Source organism: Sinorhizobium sojae CCBAU 05684, from assembly GCF_002288525.1.
Taxonomy (GTDB): domain Bacteria; phylum Pseudomonadota; class Alphaproteobacteria; order Rhizobiales; family Rhizobiaceae; genus Sinorhizobium; species Sinorhizobium sojae.
Genome location: NZ_CP023067.1, coordinates 3,308,447 through 3,328,066 on the forward strand (window position 1 = coordinate 3,308,447; position 19,620 = coordinate 3,328,066).

A 19,620-nucleotide genomic window follows, 5' to 3' on the forward strand; every position below is an offset into this window, starting at 1 on the left:
GCGCGGCACGCAAGAGAAAATAGCGTGCACGCTCTTTCCTACCCCTCGCGGGTCAACGTCCACTGGATTTCCGGCTGTGATCCCACGGTGAAGGTGACGGTGATCTGCGACGAGGTTCGAATGCCGGAGGGATCGGCGAAGAAGACGTCCTCCTCGATCGCCAGCTCGCCGTCGCGGCAGGCAAAGAGCCAACCCTCGCCGTCGGGCGCGCTGAGATAGATCTCGCTCTCGCTGTGCCGGCGCAGGCCGATCGAAGGATGGATATGAAAACGGGCAACAGCGACCGCGGCATGGGCCGCATCCGGCTCGTGCCCATCCTCCTGCGAAAGCCGGTCGCGGCCGCGGATGAGCCGGCCGCCGTTCAAGATCCCGATGTCGCGCTCGTGCACCAGGCCGAACGGCGCGAGATAGCCGTCATGGTTCGCCCTGACGGCGTCGATCACACCGGGCTCGTCCTTTCGCTCGACGACGATCCGTGGCAGCCCACTCGTCATAATGGGTCCGAGGAATTTCGATTTCGAGAAGCGCAACGAAGAGGTGTCATTGACGGTCACCGTCGAGTGGGCGGCGGTTGCACGCGCCATCTGGCGGAATCGTTCGCCGGCGAATTTCGGTGCGCCGGAATTGATGATGAAACGGTTCCGCCCCGAGGACATTTCGAAGGAGAGGCAGCCCGCGTGGGCCGTGCGCGACAGGTCGACCGAAAGCGGACGGCCCGTATCCATGATGATGGCGGTATCGCCAAGCGCAAGCCGCTCGAAATGCATGTGCGGCAACGAACGGAACGGTTCGCCCGCCGTTTCGTCATAGCGCAGAACCGAGGCGAGCTCGTGGGCGAGTGCCGAGGTGGCACCATTGAACAGCGCCAGCTCGCCGCCCTGGTGACGAAAGAACCGCAGCGCCGGATACATCCGGTCGATGCAGGGAATCAACCGTGACGGCACGTCGTGGCCGAGATTGACATAGGTCTGTCGCAGCGGCAGCAGGTCGAGCAACAATTCGAGCCCGGCCCGCGGATTGCGGGAGAAATGGCCGCCGTCTGGAAGGACCTGACGATCGAGCTCGATATCCAGGCGCTGCGACGCCTTGCGAATCACCGAAGCCGAGGCGGGCATGGACACGGAGGCCACGGCAAGCGCGATGCGCACCCGAAGCCGCGCCTCGCCGTCGGGCAGGGTCTCGGCGATATGCCGGAGATACCGCACCTGCAAGGCCAGGCATTTCAGGAAGCGGCGATAGAAACCGCGCTCGGCGTTGCGCAGCACCACCGGCGAGTGCGACAGCCAGGCGATGATGCGCTGCGCGACCACATCCGCTTCCCACGAGACTCCGCCGATGTTTCGGCCGTGGGTGGCCATCCAGTCCTCGATGATCTGCCGCAGCCTCACGAATCCGGATTCGTCCCGCACGGCGCGAAGATGGCGCAGCCAGGCGAAGGAATGCAACTTGGTTGCGAAGGCGCGTGACGGCAGATCGATCTCGAAGGGCGAATCACCCTCGGTGTCGAGCGCACGGCCGCCAAGCGGGTAGCGACCCTGAAGAATCTCCTCGGCCACGAAGGGATCGATGGCTCTCAGATCCGTCGGAGCAACGATCAGGCGATCGGGCGTCGAGCCAGCAAAGCGGAGCGCCGACATCCGCCCGAGCGAAAGCCCGCGCGAAACGCGGCGCCAACCTTCGCGCAGATACAGGTAGAGGAGCCTTCGTTCACTGGAAAACAGCATCGGCGCCCGTCGGTTTCCTCGTTGATGCAACGGACCCTTTCAGGCGCGCGAGCGGCACTAGCCCCGTTGAGCCAGAATCCCCTTCTGGGTCTGATTCGGCTTGGAAATTATTAAAATTTTATCAATCTATGTGCCATTGTTAGGCGCATGGCCGGGAAGCGTCAATCGTCGCGGCGAAACAGGTTGTTGACGGGTGACAGCGCCATGCGGCCTTCTGAATGCCCAAAGGCTATGAATCTACGCATGGGCCTTTTGAGAATCGGGCCCGAGTTCCGTGCCTGAGGCCAGGTCCAGCCTCAGGCGAGGCTTCGACGCAGTACCGCCGCATAGAAACCATCGAGCCCGCCGACAAAGGGAGGGGCCAGCGGCAGCATCGCCGGCGTAGTACGGAACTCGCCAAGCCCGGTGATCGCCGCCTCGAGCCCCCGCCAGTTGGCCGCGGCGATCGGCTGCCGTTCGCAGAGACCGTCGGCGACGACGCGCGCGACCACTTCCTCGCCCTCGCGCGGATCGAGCGAGCAATTGGAAAAGACCACGGTTCCGCCGGGCACGATGAGGGTCAGCGCGTGGCGCAGCAGCTTTTCCTGCAGTCGCGCAAGCTTTTCGACGTCCTCCGGCCCCTTGGTCCAGAGCACGTCCGGGTGGCGCCGGGTCGTGCCGGTGGAGGAGCAGGGGGCATCGAGGAGTGCCGCATCGAACAGCTCTTCCGGCTGGAACTCGGCCATGTCGATCTCTTTCGTCCGGGCTTCGAGGCCGAGCCGTGCAAGATTGCCCTGGAGCCGCCGCAGCCGGCTGGACGACTGGTCGAGCGCCGTCACGCTTGCCCCGGCAAGGATCAGCTGCGCCGTCTTGCCGCCCGGGGCCGCGCAAAGATCGAGCACGGCCTTGCCGGCAAGATCAGCGAAGAGACGCGCCGGGATCGAAGCGGCTGCGTCCTGCACCCACCAGGCGCCCTCGTCAAAGCCCGCCAAGGACGGGATCGACCCGGAGAACTCCGGGAGCCGGACCGAGCCCGTCGGCAGGACCGTGCCGCCGAGGCGCTCGGCCCAGGACGTGGGGTCGGCCTTGACCGTGAGATCGATGGCGGCCGGAATGAGCTGCGCTTCCGCGATCCTGTCCGCCTCTCCGCGACCATAATGCGCGACGAGCCGTTCGTGGAACCACTCCGGCATTGCCGGAACGCTTTGCACCCGCTCGAGAATGTCCTCCTTTTCGCGCGACAGCCGCCGGAGCACCGCATTGACGAGGCTCGCGAAGCGACGGTTGCGCGGATCCGCTTGCGCCTGTTCGACCGCCAGATCGACGGCGGAATGATCGGGAACATCGAGATAGAGAATTTGCGCGGCGGCAACGGTCAGCACATGCTCAAGGGCGCGCGCCCCTTCCGGCAGGGACGTCTGCAGAAGCGAACCAATTGCCGCCCGGATCCGAGGCAGGTGCCTGAGTGCGGAATTGAGGATGGCGCGCACGAGCGCCCGGTCGGCATCGTTCAGGGCGCGATAGGCGGGATTGCCGTGCTCCTGATCGAGCATGCCGTCGAGCGGCGTCTTGCGGTCGACAACGGCCGCCAGGATCTTGGCGGCCGCCTGGCGGCTCTGCAGCCCGGGCTTGCCCGCCGCGACAGAACCTGGTCGCGATCCGCCCTTTTCGAAAGGCTTGCTTGATCGGGTTCGTTTCGGACGTGAATCGTTCTTTTTGTCTTCAGGCATCAGGACCAGGGGCCTCTCGGCGGTTCGGAACCACCGCGACCCCAGCCGGTTCTCGGGACAGAGCGCGATTTGCGCACTGCAATATCAGGACCGCCCGTGCCCGTCGAGCCCGTCGACATCTCCCGCGCCATTCTCTCGAGCGCCGCGATACGATTTTCGGTGTTCGGATGGGTCGAAAAGAGATTGTCCATCCGCTCGCCCGAGAGAGGGTTGATGATGAACATGTGCGCCGTCGCCGGATTGCGTTCCGCATCGTCATTGTGGACCACATGGGCCGCGCGGGCGATCTTGCCGAGTGCCGAGGAGAGCCAGAGCGGATTGCCGCAAATCTCCGCACCCCGCCGGTCGGCGGAATATTCGCGCGTGCGGCTGATCGCCATCTGCACCAGGGCGGCCGCAAGCGGCGCGACGATCATCGCGATCAGCACGCCGATGAAGCCCAGCGGATTGTTGTTGTCCCGATTGCCGCCGAAGAAGAAGGCGAAATTGCCGAGCATGGAGATCGCGCCGGCAAGGGTCGCCGTCAGCGTCATCGTCAGCGTATCGCGATACTGAATATGCGCCAGCTCATGCGCCATGACGCCGGCCACTTCCTGGTGGGACAAGGACCGCAATAGGCCGGTGGAGGCGGCGACCGCCGCATTCTCGGGATTGCGGCCGGTGGCGAAGGCATTCGGCTGCGGACTGTCGATGACATAGACGCGCGGCATCGGCAGGCCGGAATTCTTCGCGAGGTCACGGACGATGCGGTAATATTCCGGGGCGCTGCGCTCGTCGACCTCCTGGGCGCGATACATGCGCAGGACCATGCGGTCGGAATTCCAGTAGGAGAAGAAGTTCATAGCCGCGGCGATCACAAGGGCGATCATCATGCCGCCTCTGCCGCCGATGACGAAGCCGACGGCCATGAACAGGACGGTCATGAAAGCAATCAGCATGGCGGTGCGCACGAGGTTCATGGAAGGGCTCCAGGTGTTCTTTTCTCTTCGGGCAGATAGGGAGCGCGGCTGCAGGCCGGCGCTTCCCGATACGCTACGAACGTTTCACGTGAATCAGGGTTCCCGCGCGAGCGGAAGCCCATTATATGATGGGGATGAAACACCGGCTCTTCAATATTGTCAGGGAAATCCGGCCGTCACATGCAGAACAGCAACGACAATTCGCCCGATCGTCCGAAGCGGCCGCTACCGCCGGCCGCGCTTCGCGCCCTGAATGAGGCGGAGGAGAGGCGGCTGGCTGCAGAACCGAAGGCGATGCCGACGGAACTCGGCGGCCGCGGCGGACTGGACCCGGCGCGCTTCGGCGACTGGGAAATCAAAGGCAGGGCGATCGATTTCTGACGTATCGTTGCGGACCCGAATCAATCGCCGGGCCTGCCGCGGAGCCGGAGAAGAATCCGTCTAAACTTCTGATCTGTAATGTCCGGGCCCCACGAGGGCCCGGACATTTTGATCACGCGCGGTTCTGGCGATTGGCGACCAGGTCGTCCACCACCGTCGGATCGGCAAGCGTCGAGGTGTCGCCGAGCGAACCGAAATCGTCCTCGGCGATCTTGCGCAGGATGCGCCGCATGATCTTGCCCGAGCGGGTCTTCGGCAGGCCCGGGGCGAACTGGATCTTGTCCGGCGTGGCGATCGGACCGATCTCCGAGCGCACATGCTTGACGAGTTCCTGGCGCAGCTCGTCACTGCCGGTTTCCCCCGCCATCAGCGAGACATAGCAATAAATGCCCTGTCCCTTGATCGGATGCGGGTAGCCGACCACCGCCGCCTCCGAAACGAGAGGATGGGACACAAGCGCCGACTCCACCTCGGCCGTGCCGAGGCGGTGGCCGGAAACATTGAGAACATCGTCGACGCGGCCGGTGATCCAGTAATAGCCGTCCTCGTCGCGGCGGCAGCCATCGCCGGTAAAGTACTTGCCCTTGTAGGTGGAGAAATAGGTCTGCACGAAGCGCTCGTGGTCGCCATAGACCGTGCGCATCTGCCCAGGCCAGCTGTCAATGATGCAGAGATTGCCGTCCGCCGGGCCGTCGAGCACGTTGCCTTCGTTGTCGACGAGCTGCGGCTGGACGCCGAAGAACGGCCGCGTCGCCGAACCGGGTTTGAGATCCGTCGCACCCGGCAGCGGCGTGATCAGGATGCCTCCGGTTTCGGTCTGCCACCAGGTATCGACGATCGGGCAGCGTTCATCGCCGACCACGTGGTAGTACCACTCCCAGGCTTCCGGATTGATCGGCTCGCCGACCGTGCCGAGCAGGCGCAGCGACGAGCGCGACGAGCGCTTGACGAAGTCGTCTCCGGCGCCCATCAGCGAACGGATCGCCGTCGGCGCGGTGTAAAAGATATTCACTTTGTGCTTGTCGATGACCTCCCAGAAGCGGCCGGCATCCGGAAAGTTCGGCACGCCTTCGAACATCAGCGTCGTCGCGGCGTTGGCGAGCGGGCCGTAGACGATGTAGGAATGGCCGGTCACCCAGCCCACATCCGCCGTGCACCAGTAGATGTCGCCGTCCTGGTAGTCGAAGACATATTGATGCGTCATCGAGGCATAAACGAGGTAACCGCCCGTCGTGTGCAGCACGCCCTTCGGCTTGCCCGTCGAGCCGGAGGTGTAGAGAATGAACAGCGGATCCTCCGCGCTCATCTTCTCCGGCGGGCAGTCCGGCTCGACCGTGGCGATCTCCTGGTGGAACCAAAGGTCACGGCCCGATGCCCACGGAACCTTTCCGCCGGTGCGGCGCACCACCAGCACCTTGTCGACCATGACGTGTTGCTTGGCGGCGATGTCGATCGCCTTTTCCGTGTTCTCCTTGAGCGGCACCGGCTTGCCGCCGCGCACACCCTCGTCGCAAGTGATTACGAAAGTGGATTCGCAATCGACGATGCGGCCGGCCAGAGCCTCCGGCGAGAAGCCGCCGAAAACGACCGAGTGGATGGCGCCGATGCGAGCGCAGGCGAGCATCGCATAAGCCGCTTCCGGAATCATCGGCATGTAGATGGTGACGCGGTCGCCCTTCTTGACGCCGTGCTTCTTGAGCACGTTCGCAAGACGGCAGACCTTGTCGTAGAGCTCGTTGTAAGTGATCTTCTTGTCGAGGTAGGGGTTGTCTCCCTCCCAAATGATAGCCGTCCTGTCACCGTGCTCCTCGAGGTGGCGGTCGATGCAGTTGTAGGAAATGTTGGTGAGCCCGTCCTCGAACCATTTGATCGGGACATTGCCCTCGAAAGAGGTGTTCTTGACCTTGGTGTAGGGCTCGAACCAGTCGATCCGCTTTCCGTGCTTGCCCCAGAAACCGACGGGATCCGCGACGCTCTCCTGGTACCACTTCAGATAGGTCTCGTTGTCGAGCAGTGTCCGGCTCTTGGCCGATTCCAGGACCGGATAGGTCTTGACGGACATAATTTCCTCCCTGCGCATTTCGGGTGCTGTTACGAGGCGGAATGCATGCTGAAAACCCGGCATTCCGCTCCGGCCGGCGTTCTTTGCCGCCCGCTGGCGACGATTCATAGCAGTTCGATGCTCTGCCGCAATTAGACAAAAGCACATTTGGAAGTGAAGAATTGCAATTTCGAAACAAGAACGATATAGAACGCTGAATTCCCGGAAATCAGTGGTAGACTCCACGGCCCGCGACACCGGCGCGGACGGACAAAAGGACTATATCCATGGCTCAGCAACTGCTTATGCCCAAGGCAACAGCCGTCTGGCTCGTTGACAATACCGCCCTGTCGTTCGACCAGATCGCGCAGCTCTGCAAGCTGCACCCGCTCGAAGTCAAGGCGATTGCCGACGGCGAATCGGCACAGGGTATCAAGGGGCTTGATCCAATTGCGACCGGTCAACTTTCGCGCGATGAGATCGCTCGCGGCGAGGCAAATCCGAACCACAAACTCAAGCTCTCCGAGCCCAAGGTCCGCGTTCCGGATTCGAAGCGCAAGGGCCCGCGCTACACGCCGGTGTCGAAGCGCCAGGATCGGCCGAACGCCATCCTGTGGCTGGTGCGCAATCATCCCGAATTGAAGGACGCCCAGATTTCGCGGCTCGTCGGCACCACGAAATCGACGATTGAGCAAATTCGCGAGCGCACCCACTGGAATTCGGCCAACCTGACACCGATGGATCCGGTGACGCTCGGCCTCTGCTCACAGATCGACCTCGATCTGGAAGTCGAGCGCGCCGCCAAGGGCCGGCCGCTGCCAACGGCCGCCGAGGCGGGTGCTACGCTCGAAGCCGCACAGGAAACGGAGAAGCTCGGCTACGATTTCGACCGCGAAGAGGAAAAGGAAATCGACGCCGATGCCGTCTTCGCCAAGCTGAAGTCGCTGAAATCCGACCGCAAGGACGAGGAAGACGACGAGTATTGATCGCTTCGTCGTCGCTGAGATGCAAAACCCCGGATCGAAGCGTCCGGGTTTTTTTGTTGCAGAAGGGAGAAGGTGGCTAGCGCCAGCGGGCCACCTGAAATGCGCTAAATGCCAATCCCCTTGGCGTGAAGCACTTCCGCGATCTCGTCGAGGATTGCCGGATCGTCGATCGTCGCCGGCATTTTCCAGGGTTGGCGATCGGCGATCTTCTGGATCGTCGCGCGCAGAATCTTGCCCGACCGTGTCTTCGGCAACCGCTTGACGCATATGGCTGTGCGGAAGACGGCGACCGGTCCGATGCGCTCGCGCACGAGGCCAATGACCTCCTTCTCGATCTCCGCCGGTTCTCGGGAAACATTGGAGTTGATCACCAGGAAGCCTGCCGGCACCTGCCCCTTCAACGCGTCCGCAATGCCTATGACCGCGCATTCGGCGACATCCGGATGACTGGCGCAGACCTCTTCCATCGCGCCCGTCGACAGACGATGGCCGGCGACATTGATGATGTCATCGGTGCGAGCCATGATGAAGACATAGCCGTCCTCGTCGACATAGCCTGCATCCGCCGTCTTGTAATAGCCGGGAAATTCATCGAGATAGGCGGCTCGGAAGCGCCCGTCGGCGTTCCAGAGCGTCGGCAGGCAACCGGGCGGCAGCGGCAGCTTGATCACGACGTTGCCGAGCGTGCCGGCCGCAACCGGATGGCCGGCGTCGTCGAGGATCTGCACGTCATAGCCGGGCAAAGGCACGGCCGGGGAGCCGTATTTCACCGGCAGGAGTCCAAGTCCGACGGCATTCCCCGCGACGGGCCAGCCGGTCTCCGTCTGCCACCAGTGGTCGATGGCCGGGACACCGAGCGCCTGCTCGGCCCAGCGGATCGTATCGGGATCGGCCCGCTCGCCGGCCAGATACAAGGCACGAAAACGCGACAGATCATAGCGCGCCACATGGGACGCCGCAGGATCATCCTTGCGGATTGCGCGCAGTGCCGTCGGTGCGGTGAACATCACGGCGACGCCATGTTGGGCGATGACACGCCAATAGGTGCCCGGATCGGGCGTGCCGACCGGCTTGCCTTCGAATAGGATCGAGGTGCTGCCGTTGAGAAGCGGCCCATAGACGATGTAGGAGTGACCGACCACCCAGCCGATATCCGAAGCCGCCCAGAAGACCTCGCCCGGCCGAACGCCGAAAAAGTTCTCCATCGACCATTTGAGCGCAACCATATGGCCGCCGGTGTCGCGCACGACGCCTTTCGGTTGGCCGGTCGTTCCCGACGTGTAAAGCACGTAGAGCGGATCGGTGGCGGCGAGGGGAGCACAGGGCGCCTCTTCGCCGGCCCGCTTTGCCGCCGCGAGCGCCTCTGCAAAGTCGATGTCGCGGCCCGGCACCATTTCCGCGGCAAGCACCTCGCGCTGGAAGACCAGGCAGTGGGCGGGCTTGTGCCGAGCGGTCTCAATCGCCTGGTCGAGCAGCGGCTTGTAGGCGACGGTGCGGCCTGGCTCGAGGCCGCAACTCGCCGAGATGACGAGCTTGGCTTCGCAATCATCGATGCGCACTGCGAGTTCATTGGCGGCAAAGCCGCCGAAGACCACCGAATGGACGGCGCCGATACGCGCCGCGGCAAGCATAGCGACGGCCGCCTCGGGGATCATCGGCATGTAGATGACGATGCGGTCGCCCTTTCCGACGCCGAGTTTGCGGTACACCGCCGCCATCGCTTTCACGTCGGAAAGCAGCCCCTCATAGGTGATCGTCTCGGTCCGGCCGGTGAGGGGACTGTCATAGATGAAGGCCGCCTGCTGGCCGCGGCCGGCCGCAATATGGCGATCGAGGCAATTGTAGCAGGTATTGGTGAGACCGTCGGCAAACCAGCGGCCATAGGTCCCGCGCTCGGGATCGAAGATCAGCCGCGGCTCTTCAAACCAGTCGATCGCTTGCGCCGCCTCGGCCCAGAAGCCCTCGGGGTCGGCTTTCCATGCGGCATACACTTCGGAATAGCGGCTCGCCATATCCGTTCTCCTCCACTCGCCTTCCGGACCGGGGATCCGGCTCCTCGCCGCGAAGGATAGGCCTGCGGAAGGAAAGGTGAACCCCGACGAAAGGGGAATGGCCGGAGCAGGGCGAGGAAAGTGTCTGCGGTTTTTCCGCCCGCCTCCTGCTTCACACCGGAATTGTTCAGCGCGCGCCGAAGATCGCCGAACCGACGCGCACGCTGGTGGCGCCGAAGGCGATCGCCGCTTCGAAATCCCCGGACATCCCCATGGAGAGCCTTTCGAGCCCGCATCGGCCGGCGATCTTCGCAAGCAGAGCGAAGTGCGGACCGGGATTTTCATCGACCGGCGGAATGCACATCAGCCCCTCGACCTCAAGATCGAGCCCGGTGCGGCAGAAATCGACGAAGGCCACGGTCTCCTCCGGCGCAATCCCCGTTTTCTGCGGCTCCAGACCGGTGTTGACCTGCACATAGAGCCGAGGCTTTCGGCCCTGGCGCTCCATTTCGGCGGCGACGGCACGCGCGATTTTCTCCCGGTCGATCGTTTCGATGACGTCGAAGAGCGCAACGGCCTCAGCGGCCTTGTTGGACTGCAGCGGACCGATCAGATGCAGTTCGATGCCCGGGTTTTCCGCACGCAACGCGGGCCATTTGCCCTGCGCTTCCTGCACGCGGTTTTCCCCGAACACCCGCTGTCCGGCTTCGATAACGGGCCGGATCGCCTCCGCATCGAAGGTCTTGGAGACCGCCACCAGGCTCACGGAGTGGGCGGGCCGGTTCGCCGCCTCTTCGCCCGCGCGAATCCGGCTCAGGACATCATCCAACCGTTCCTGCACTTCCATCCCTGGCTCCTTCCGCTAAAGAGGTGTCGCTTACCAACTGAGCGGATTAGTGAAACTTACCGCGCTTGCCAAGCCCGCCGACCGGGAAACCGTCCCCGAAAACCCCTTCGAAACTTGACGGTAGAGCTGTTTCGTGATGAAGGTCACGCCAGCTTTCATGAGGGCGCTTTGAGCCCCCACAGACTTCCGGAACATCGACGAAACATGGCGACCGAACGATACAATCCGCGTGATGCCGAGCCACGCTGGCAGCAGGAATGGGAAGCAGGCAAGGTCTTCGAGACCGCGAACGACGATCCGCGCGAGAAGTACTACGTGCTGGAGATGTTCCCCTATCCGTCCGGGCGGATCCACATGGGGCATGTGCGCAACTACACCATGGGCGACGTCGTCGCCCGCTACAAGCGCGCCCGCGGATTCAACGTACTGCATCCCATGGGCTGGGACGCCTTCGGCATGCCGGCGGAAAACGCCGCCATGGAGCGCGGCGTGCACCCGGCCGGCTGGACCTACCAGAACATCGCCTCGATGAAGGCGCAGCTGAAGGTCATGGGCCTGTCGCTCGACTGGAGCCGCGAATTCGCGACCTGCGATCCCGCCTATTACCAACGCCAGCAGCACCTTTTCCTTGATTTCCTGGATAAGGGCCTCGTCTATCGCAAGCAGTCGAAGGTCAATTGGGACCCGGTCGACAACACGGTGCTCGCCAATGAGCAGGTGATCGACGGCCGCGGCTGGCGCTCGGGTGCGCTGGTCGAACAACGCGAGCTGACGCAATGGTTCTTCCGCATCACCGACTTCAGCCAGGAACTGCTCGACGCGCTTGACACGCTCGACCAGTGGCCGGAGAAGGTGCGCCTGATGCAGAAAAACTGGATCGGCCGCTCCGAGGGCCTGTCGCTCAGATGGGAGCTCGACCCCGCGACCGTTCCCGGCGACACGACGGAGCTGACTGTCTATACGACGCGCCCCGACACGCTTTTCGGCGCCTCATTCCTCGCCATCTCCGCCGACCATCCGCTCGCCAGGGAAGCGGCGGCCAAGAATGCCGACATCGACGCCTTCTGCGAGGAGTGCCGCCGCGCCGGGACCTCGCTTGCCGCCCTCGAGACGGCCGAGAAGAAAGGCATCGACACCGGCATCCGCGCCAAGCATCCGCTGGATCCGAACTGGGAGTTGCCGGTCTATGTCGCCAATTTCGTTCTGATGGACTACGGCACGGGCGCGATATTCGGCTGCCCCTCAGGCGACCAGCGCGACCTCGACTTCGCCCGCAAATACGGGCTGCCGGTCGTGCCTGTGGTGATGCCGGGGGATGCCGATGCCGCGACCTTCACGATCGGCGACGAAGCCTATGTCGGCGACGGCGTAATGATCAATTCCCGCTTTCTCGACGGGCTCTCGACGGACGCGGCTTTCGACGCGATTGCCTCGAGGCTCGAGAAGGAGATGCTCAAAGGTGAACCGCGGGCCGAGCGCAAGGTCAATTTCCGCCTGCGCGACTGGGGCATCTCCCGCCAGCGCTATTGGGGTTGCCCGATCCCGGTCATCCACTGCGAGGATTGCGGCGTCGTGCCGGTGCCGAAGGCGGACCTGCCGGTTACGCTGCCGCCGGACGTCACTTTCGACAAGCCCGGCAACCCGCTGGACCGCCATCCGACCTGGCGCCACGTCGCCTGCCCGCAATGCGGCAAGGACGCGCGCCGGGAAACCGACACGATGGACACCTTCGTCGACTCCTCCTGGTATTTCGCCCGTTTCACCGCCCCCTGGGAGGACAAGCCGACCGATCCCAAGGCCGCCAATCATTGGCTGCCGGTCGACCAATATATCGGCGGTATCGAGCATGCGATCCTGCACCTGCTCTATTCACGCTTCTTCACCCGCGCGATGAAGGCAACCGGCCATGTGGCGCTGGACGAACCCTTCAAGGGCCTGTTCACGCAGGGCATGGTGGTGCACGAGACCTATAGCCGCGGCGAGGGCGCGCAACGCGAATGGATCACCCCGGCCGAGATCCGCATCGAAGAGATCGACGGGCGGCGGCGTGCGGTGCTGATCGAGACCGGCGAGGAGATCGCCATCGGCTCGATCGAGAAGATGTCGAAGTCAAAGAAGAACGTCGTCGACCCGGACGATATCATCGGATCCTATGGTGCCGATACGGCGCGCTTCTTCGTGCTGTCCGATTCGCCGCCGGACCGTGACGTCATCTGGTCAGAGGCGGGCGTCGAAGGCGCCCACCGTTTTGTCCAGCGCGTCTGGAGGCTGGTGAGCGAGGCAGGGGACAAGCTGCGCGGCGTCGATGCTTCGCCGGCGAAGGAAGGTGAGGGGCTCGCCATCTCGCAGGCCGCACACCGCACGCTCAAGGCCGTCGAGGCGGACTACGACAAGCTCGCCTTCAACAAGGCCGTCGCACGGATCTACGAGCTCGTGAACGTGCTCGCCGCCCCGCTGACCCAAGTCGCCGGCGGCAAGGCCGAGACCGCGGTGATTGCAGCGGCCAAAGACGCCACCGCGATCCTGGTCGACCTGATCGCACCGATGATGCCGCATCTTGCGGAAGAATGCTGGCGGGAGATCGGCGGCGAGGGGCTGATTGCCGAGAAATCCTGGCCAAGCTTCGATCCGGCCTTGGTCGTCGAGAACGAAATCACCCTGCCTGTGCAGATCAACGGCAAGAAGCGGGCCGATTTGACAATCGCGCGCGACGCAGATCAGAGTGCGATCGAAAGCGCCGTACTCGCCCTCGACGCCGTCAAGTCGGCGTTGAACGGCGGCAGTCCGAAAAAGATCATCGTCGTGCCGCAAAGGATCGTCAATGTCGTTGTCTGATGAATCTGGCTACCGTTTTCGGTCCTTTGGTTTGCTGACCGGAGCGCTGCTGATGACGGCGCTCGCCGGCTGCCAGGTGCGCCCGCTCTATTCGGACGGTCCGGCGGGTGCGACGGCGACCTCGCTTCAGTCGATCGAGATTTCCGAAGCCGGCGACCGGGTCGAGCAGGAGGTGCGCAACGCCCTGATCTTTCTGACCTCCGGCGGCAAGGGCGAGCCGGTCAACCCGCAATATCACCTCGCCCTCAACGTTTCGCACCGGACGATGGGCGTACTCTACGACCAGGCCCGCGACCGGGCAGGTGCCGGACGCATCGTCGTCAAGGCGGATTACAACCTGACCAGGACCGCGACGGGCGAGACCGTGAAATCAGGCAACCGATCGGCCGTCGCGCTGGTCGACTTCCCCGATCAGGAATTCGCCAAGATCCGCGCGGTGCGCGACGGCGAGAACCGCGCTGCCAGGGAACTGGCGGAACTCATCAGCGCCGACATCGCTGCCGCCCTCGGGCGCTGATCCGGTAGTTGGATGAGCGAGGTCAAGACGCACGAATTCGATAGTTTCCTGCAGAAATCTGCGGCGCATTATCGGCTTTTCCTCGTCTATGGTCCCGATCGCGGCCTCGTTTCCGAAAGGGCGGCCCAACTTGCCGGTTCCTTCGGCATTCCCCTCGACGACCCATTCGCCGTCGTCAAGCTTGATGCAGTGGAGTTGCAGCAGGGGGCCGGCCGCCTTCTCGACGAGGTCAACGCCATCGGCCTCTTCGGGGGCGAGAAGGTGGTCTGGGTACGGGGCGCTGCGGCGGAAAAGGGCCTCAGCGAAGCCTTGCAGGTTCTTGCCGCCGAGCCGCCGCCAAACAGCTATCTGATCATCGAGGCTGGTGACCTCAAGAAGGGCGCCGCACTCAGGAAAGCGGCGGAGCCATCCCGCGCCGTCGCCTCCATCGCCTGCTACAGTGACGATGCCCGCGCCCTGCATGCACTTGTCGACAAGGAGCTATCGGAAGCCGGCTTGCGTATCAGCCCGGCCGCCCGCGAGCGCCTCCTCGAGGCTCTTGGCGGCGATCGCATCGCCTCGCGCAACGAGGTGAGAAAGCTCGCACTCTATTGCCTCGGCAGGGACATCATCAATGAAGAGGACGTGCTGGCCATCGTCGGCGACGCCAGCGCCATCTCTGTCGACGATGCCGTCGACGCGGTGCTGCAGGGCGACGTCGATGCTCTGATGCATGCGATGAAGAAGATCACGACATCGAAGACGCCGGCCTTCCTCGTGCTCCAGGGCTGCCTCAGACAGTTTCAGCAGTTGGACGTCATGCGGGCCGAAATGGACGCAAACCGCCAGTCGGCGAGCCAGGTGATTGCCAGCCTCGGCCGCGGTCTGCATTTCCGGCGCAAGCCGATCGTCGAGGCGGCGCTCCGGCACTGGACCGCTCCGGCTATCCGACGCGAATTGAACCGACTTCAGGCAACAATCTACCAGAGCCGCAGCCGCCAAAGTCTCGAAGAGAGCCTCGTGCTGCAAAACCTGCTGGCAATTGCGATTCAGTCGGCAAAGCGCTGATGACGGCAACGGCTGCGTTTTGCTCCGCGGCTTCGCTTCAAGGAAGCGCAAGGCGGTCGACAGACAATGCGTTCCTCCGCCATCGCTGTCAGTCCAGCCCTTCCAAGCGCGTAAGGCGAGGGGGAACGGGTGTCTCGTTCGACTCCTGCCCTTGTCAGCGCCGTTCGAGCAGGCGGCAGATTTCTTCGAGCTGGTCGAGCGTCTTATAGGCGATCCGGAGATGGCCGCCGGATGCCTTGTGATTGACGGTGACTTCGAGGCCGAGACTGTCCGAAAGCGTACGCTCCAGCGCCAACGTGTCGGCGTCCTTTTCCTCCCGGCGCCGGCCCTTGGCGAAACTGGGATCGTTCTGCGCCTTGATGTCGTTCTGGGCAAGGCGCTCCGCTTCACGCACGGACAATCCCTTGCCGACGACGGCGCGTGCCAGCCCCAACGGATCGGAGGTGGGGATCAGTGCGCGGGCGTGACCCGCCGACAGGCTGCCATCGGCGAGCATGTCCCGCACCGGCTCCGGCAGCTTCAGCAGCCGCAGGCTATTGGCCACGTGACTGCGGCTCTTGCCGATAATGTCGCCGAGATCGTTTTGCGTGTAGCCATGTTCCGCGATTAGCTGCTCGTATCCGAGCGCCTCTTCGAGCGGATTGAGGTCGGAGCGCTGGACGTTTTCGACGATGGCGATTTCCAGCGCCGTACGGTCGTCGACATCACGCACGATCACGGGGATTTCAGTGAAGCCAGCCAGTTGGGCGGCGCGCCAGCGCCGTTCGCCGGCGATGATCTCGTAGCGATCCTCGCCGAGGGTACGAACCACGACCGGCTGGACGATGCCGTGTTGGCGCACCGAACTCGCCAGATCCTGCAATTCGGCTTCGTCGAACTGACGGCGCGGGTTGCGGGGATTGCGCGAGACGAACTCGATCGGCACGCGACGATCGGCACTGACGGGGCTAGCCGGTGCGGCGCTGCTCTGCAAGGGCTGATCCATTTCGCCGATCAAGGCGGCCAGACCGCGGCCAAGCCGCCTTTTAGAGCTGTCGTCGTTCATACGTCACCCAATTAGATTTCGATACCGAAACGATCAGGCAGCCGGACGCTGCCGCTCGCGCTGAATTACTTCCGAGGCCAGCTGCAGATAGGCCTGGCTTCCGGCGCACTTCAGGTCATAGAGGATGGCCGGTTTACCGTAGGAAGGCGCTTCGGAAACCCGTACGTTTCGGGGGATCAAGGTGTGATAGACCTTGTCGCCCAGATGGGTACGAACGTCACTGACCACCTGTTGCGCCAGATTGTTGCGCGAATCGAACATGGTGAGGACGATGCCCTGTATGTCCAGGCCGGGATTGACCGTGCGCCGCACCTGGTCGACCGTCTCGAGAAGCTGGCTCAGCCCCTCAAGTGCGAAGAACTCGCATTGCAGTGGCACGAGCACAGAATGCGCCGCCGTCATCGCGTTCATCGTCAGGAGATTGAAGGATGGCGGGCAATCCACGAGAATGTAGGAATAGGCATGCGCATCCGCGGAGGCCAGTGCGTTGCGAAGACGAAAGACCCTATCCGAATGTTGCGCAATCTCCAATTCGATTCCGAGCAGATCCATTGTCGAGGGGACGATCGCAAGGTTCGGAACCGCGGTGTCCCGAGCGATCTCGCCAGTCGAGTGCGTGCCCATGATCAACTCATAGGAGGATAGGTTCCGATCGCGGCGCTGGATGCCTAGGCCGGTGCTGGCATTGCCTTGCGGGTCGAGATCGACGATCAGCACCTTTTCGCCGATGGCCGCAAGAGCGGTTGCAAGATTGATGGCCGTCGTCGTCTTCCCGACGCCGCCCTTCTGATTGGCAATGGTGATAATCCGATTCTTAGGGCCAAACATGTTTTCCGCTCGCCTATCACTTCATCCGACGTGAGAGATTTGAAATCTCGAGCACAACCGAATCCGGCTCGACAATACCCGCATGTTTTAACAGATCGAATTGAAAGCGGCTAACGGCTTTGTCGACTTCCCGCTGATAATCCCGTCCTTTGTGAAGGAAAGCGACGGTTTTCGAGTTCTCCTGCAACATCCAGGGCGCGGAATAGTCAAGGAGTTGAGTGAGGTCCGCCAGGGCCCGGGCGGAAATGGCGTCGCAGCGGGGAATCATCTGCGGGGCCGACTCAATGCGAATCGGGTGCACCGACCCGCGCGCCCCGGTCTCCTGCAGAGCCACACGCAGAAACGCGGCCTTCTTGTTGTTGCTCTCGACCAGATGCACCCAACCATCCGACAGTTCGGAGAGGCAGATCGCGGTAATGACACCCGGGAAGCCGCCACCGCTGCCAAGATCCACCCAGGTCTTGGGGGATGGGGAAAGGTGAAAGATCTGCAAGCTGTCCAACAGATGGCGCTGCCAGAGGTCATCGAGAGTCGAAGGCGCGACGAGGTTGATCGACTTGGCCCATTTCTGGAAAAGACGGCAAAAGTGCTCCAACTTTGCCCACGTTTCACGTGAAACACGCGGACCGTTCAGGCTGTCGCCGGGACTCGTTTTCATTGTAGGCCCCGCCCCGCCACACGCTTCGTGCCGCTCTCTTGGCGCCGGAGCCAGGAAAGGATCAGCGACACCGCCGCCGGCGTCATCCCATCAACCTTCATCGCCTGTGCCAGGTTGCGCGGTCGATGCTGCGTGAGCTTCTGCTTCAGTTCGTTGGACAGACCGGGCAGTTCGCTGTAATCGAAGTCATTCGGAATTGTGGCGCTCTCCTCCCGGCGGACTCCGGCGATGTCCGCCGCCTGGCGATCCAGGTATACCGCATAGCCCGCATCGATCTCCAGCGCTTCCACAACTCTGCCATCGATGCTTGCGAGTTCGGGCCAGAGCGATTTCAGACCGGCGATTGTTTGATCCGGGTAGGAGAGAATGTCAAAGGCCGAACGGCGCTGACCGTCCTGATTGAGTTTCAGGCCGTGCCGCCTGCCTTCCGAGGGCGTGATCGACAGCGACTGCAGCAGCACCCGGCCGGCGTCATAGGCGCTTCGCCAGGAGTCAAAACGGGTGCGGCGCGGTGGACCGACGCAGCCCAGTGCGACGCCCACCGGTGTCAGGCGCATATCGGCATTGTCCGCCCGCAGCGACAATCTATATTCCGCCCGGGAGGTAAACATCCGGTAGGGCTCCGAAATACCGCGCGAGGTCAGATCGTCGATCATCACCCCGATATAGGAATCCGTTCGGCTGAAGACGAAGGCCTCGCGCTCTGCGGCCGCCAGCGCCGCATTCAGTCCCGCGACCAGGCCCTGGGCGCCGGCCTCCTCATAACCCGTCGTGCCGTTGATCTGCCCCGCCAAGTACAGGCCAGGAATCTTCCGAACCGCCAATGTGAGTTGAAGCTCTCGCGGATCGACGTGGTCATACTCGATTGCATAGCCCGGCTGGAGAATCTCCACCTCTTCCAGACCGGGAATGGTGCGAATGAAAGACGACTGCACCTCCTCCGGGAGGGAGGTAGAGATCCCGTTCGGGTAGACGGTATCGTCGTCCAATCCCTCCGGCTCCAGGAAGATCTGGTGGCCATCCCGTTCGCCGAAGCGGACGATCTTGTCCTCGATCGACGGACAATAGCGGGGGCCGACGCTTTCGATTTGGCCGGAATATATCGCCGATCGGTGAATATTCTCCGCAATAATCTTGTGCGTCGCTTCCGTCGTGCGGGTGACGCCGCACTCGATCTGCCGGTTGGTGATGCCATCGGTCATGAAGGAGAAGGGAACCGGGTCCTCGTCCGGGCCCTGACGGCCGACGCGATCCCAATCGATCGTCCGCCCATTGAGGCGCGCCGGCGTCCCGGTCTTCAACCGGCCAAGCACCAGACCGAAGCTCGCCAGGGTGGCGGAGAGACCGAGGGACGGCTCCTCTCCGACCCGGCCAGCCGGGATCTTGCGATCGCCGATGTGGATCAGGCCCTTCAGGAAGGTTCCGGTGGTCAGCACCACGGCCTTCGCATGAAAGCTTCGCCCGTCTTTGGTGACCACGCCGCGGACCATCCCGTTCTCGGTGAGGAGGTCGTACGCATCGCCTTCGATCACCGAAAGATTTTCAACGGCATCGATCTGGCGCTGCATCGCTTCACGATAGAGCTTTCGATCCGCCTGGGTTCGCGGGCCGCGTACGGCCGGACCCTTGCGACGGTTAAGCAGACGGAACTGGATGCCAGCCGCGTCGGCAACGCGCCCCATCAGCCCGTCCAAGGCGTCGATCTCGCGCACCAAATGTCCCTTGCCCAGACCGCCGATCGCCGGGTTGCAGGACATGACGCCGATCGTTTCTTTCTTATGAGTGATGAGAGCGGTACGGGCGCCAAGCCGCGCCGACGCCGCAGCGGCCTCACAGCCCGCATGGCCGCCACCGACCACAATGACATCAAAGCTTGCCATACACATGCTCCTGCCTACAGCACCATGCCGCGTATTGGCTGCGCAAGGTCGCTGTAACTCTTCTGGATCTGCGCGTCGAGCGAAACTCGTTTACGACATTCGCTCCGATGCGCAAAATCGGGTCCGTTCAAGAGCGCGCCGCGGCTCTGCTGTTGATTCTCAATTTGCCACT

The 19,620-nt window shown here is 63.1% G+C and carries 15 protein-coding genes; 5 read left to right on the forward strand and 10 right to left on the reverse strand.

The window, feature by feature from the left end; translation table 11 throughout:
• Window positions 1-38 precede the first annotated feature (38 nt).
• The 3 genes from SJ05684_RS16040 to htpX form a co-directional block, all read right to left on the reverse strand.
• Window positions 39-1,724, reverse strand: a complete 1,686-nt coding sequence (locus SJ05684_RS16040) for a heparinase II/III family protein (RefSeq protein WP_034852694.1) — start codon at window positions 1,722-1,724, stop codon at window positions 39-41.
• A 296-nt stretch (window positions 1,725-2,020) separates the two neighbouring features.
• Window positions 2,021-3,433 carry an RsmB/NOP family class I SAM-dependent RNA methyltransferase gene (locus SJ05684_RS16045; RefSeq protein WP_095694289.1) on the reverse strand — a complete coding sequence of 471 codons (1,413 nt, stop codon included), beginning with the start codon at window positions 3,431-3,433 and terminating at the stop codon, window positions 2,021-2,023.
• A complete protein-coding gene (gene htpX / locus SJ05684_RS16050; protein ID WP_034852661.1) occupies window positions 3,433-4,392 on the reverse strand; it encodes a zinc metalloprotease HtpX in 960 nt (319 codons plus the stop codon). The genes SJ05684_RS16045 and htpX overlap by 1 nt, the downstream gene beginning before the upstream one ends.
• 180 nt (window positions 4,393-4,572) lie before the next feature.
• Between htpX and SJ05684_RS16055 the strand changes: the two genes are divergently transcribed.
• Complete coding sequence (locus tag SJ05684_RS16055; protein ID WP_034852659.1) at window positions 4,573-4,773, forward strand: DUF1674 domain-containing protein; 201 nt, start codon at window positions 4,573-4,575, stop codon at window positions 4,771-4,773.
• 112 nt (window positions 4,774-4,885) lie between these two features.
• Here the strand turns inward: SJ05684_RS16055 and acs are convergent, their stop codons facing one another.
• A complete protein-coding gene (acs, locus tag SJ05684_RS16060; protein WP_034852657.1) occupies window positions 4,886-6,835 on the reverse strand; it encodes an acetate--CoA ligase in 1,950 nt (649 codons plus the stop codon).
• A 266-nt stretch (window positions 6,836-7,101) separates the two neighbouring features.
• Between acs and SJ05684_RS16065 the strand changes: the two genes are divergently transcribed.
• Window positions 7,102-7,800, forward strand: a complete 699-nt coding sequence (locus SJ05684_RS16065; RefSeq protein WP_034852655.1) for a DUF1013 domain-containing protein — start codon at window positions 7,102-7,104, stop codon at window positions 7,798-7,800.
• A 104-nt stretch (window positions 7,801-7,904) separates the two neighbouring features.
• Here SJ05684_RS16065 and SJ05684_RS16070 read toward each other — a convergent pair whose 3' ends face one another.
• Window positions 7,905-9,812, reverse strand: a complete 1,908-nt coding sequence (locus tag SJ05684_RS16070; RefSeq protein WP_034852653.1) for an AMP-binding protein — start codon at window positions 9,810-9,812, stop codon at window positions 7,905-7,907.
• 166 nt (window positions 9,813-9,978) lie between these two features.
• On the reverse strand, window positions 9,979-10,638 hold the full coding sequence (locus SJ05684_RS16075) for a YggS family pyridoxal phosphate-dependent enzyme (RefSeq protein ID WP_034852651.1): 660 nt from the start codon (window positions 10,636-10,638) through the stop codon (window positions 9,979-9,981).
• Window positions 10,639-10,842: 204 nt separating this feature from the next.
• Here SJ05684_RS16075 and leuS point away from each other — a divergent pair, with 204 nt between their 5' ends.
• The 3 genes from leuS to holA are packed head-to-tail and all read left to right on the forward strand — an operon-like array spanning window position 10,843 to window position 15,037.
• The gene (gene leuS / locus SJ05684_RS16080; protein ID WP_034852650.1) at window positions 10,843-13,473 is read left to right on the forward strand and encodes a leucine--tRNA ligase; all 2,631 of its coding nucleotides are present in this window, start codon (window positions 10,843-10,845) and stop codon (window positions 13,471-13,473) included.
• Window positions 13,460-13,990: an LPS assembly lipoprotein LptE gene (locus SJ05684_RS16085; protein WP_034852648.1), complete on the forward strand. Its 531-nt coding sequence runs from the start codon at window positions 13,460-13,462 to the stop codon at window positions 13,988-13,990. Before leuS ends, SJ05684_RS16085 begins: the two co-directional genes overlap by 14 nt.
• A gap of 12 nt (window positions 13,991-14,002) precedes the next feature.
• Window positions 14,003-15,037: a DNA polymerase III subunit delta gene (gene holA, locus SJ05684_RS16090; protein WP_034852645.1), complete on the forward strand. Its 1,035-nt coding sequence runs from the start codon at window positions 14,003-14,005 to the stop codon at window positions 15,035-15,037.
• Window positions 15,038-15,191: 154 nt separating this feature from the next.
• On the opposite strand, the gene SJ05684_RS16095 is transcribed toward holA, so the two are convergent.
• The 4 genes from SJ05684_RS16095 to mnmG are packed head-to-tail and all read right to left on the reverse strand — an operon-like array spanning window position 15,192 to window position 19,448.
• The gene (locus tag SJ05684_RS16095; RefSeq protein ID WP_034852644.1) at window positions 15,192-16,082 is read right to left on the reverse strand and encodes a ParB/RepB/Spo0J family partition protein; all 891 of its coding nucleotides are present in this window, start codon (window positions 16,080-16,082) and stop codon (window positions 15,192-15,194) included.
• Window positions 16,083-16,115: 33 nt separating this feature from the next.
• Window positions 16,116-16,910, reverse strand: coding sequence for a ParA family protein (locus SJ05684_RS16100; RefSeq protein WP_034852642.1), 795 nt, complete (start codon window positions 16,908-16,910; stop codon window positions 16,116-16,118).
• A 16-nt stretch (window positions 16,911-16,926) separates the two neighbouring features.
• Window positions 16,927-17,568 (reverse strand): 16S rRNA (guanine(527)-N(7))-methyltransferase RsmG, encoded by a 642-nt coding sequence (gene rsmG, locus SJ05684_RS16105; protein ID WP_034852640.1) that lies wholly within the window; start codon window positions 17,566-17,568, stop codon window positions 16,927-16,929.
• On the reverse strand, window positions 17,565-19,448 hold the full coding sequence (mnmG, locus tag SJ05684_RS16110; protein ID WP_083846075.1) for a tRNA uridine-5-carboxymethylaminomethyl(34) synthesis enzyme MnmG: 1,884 nt from the start codon (window positions 19,446-19,448) through the stop codon (window positions 17,565-17,567). Before mnmG ends, rsmG begins: the two co-directional genes overlap by 4 nt.
• Window positions 19,449-19,620: the final 172 nt, after the last annotated feature.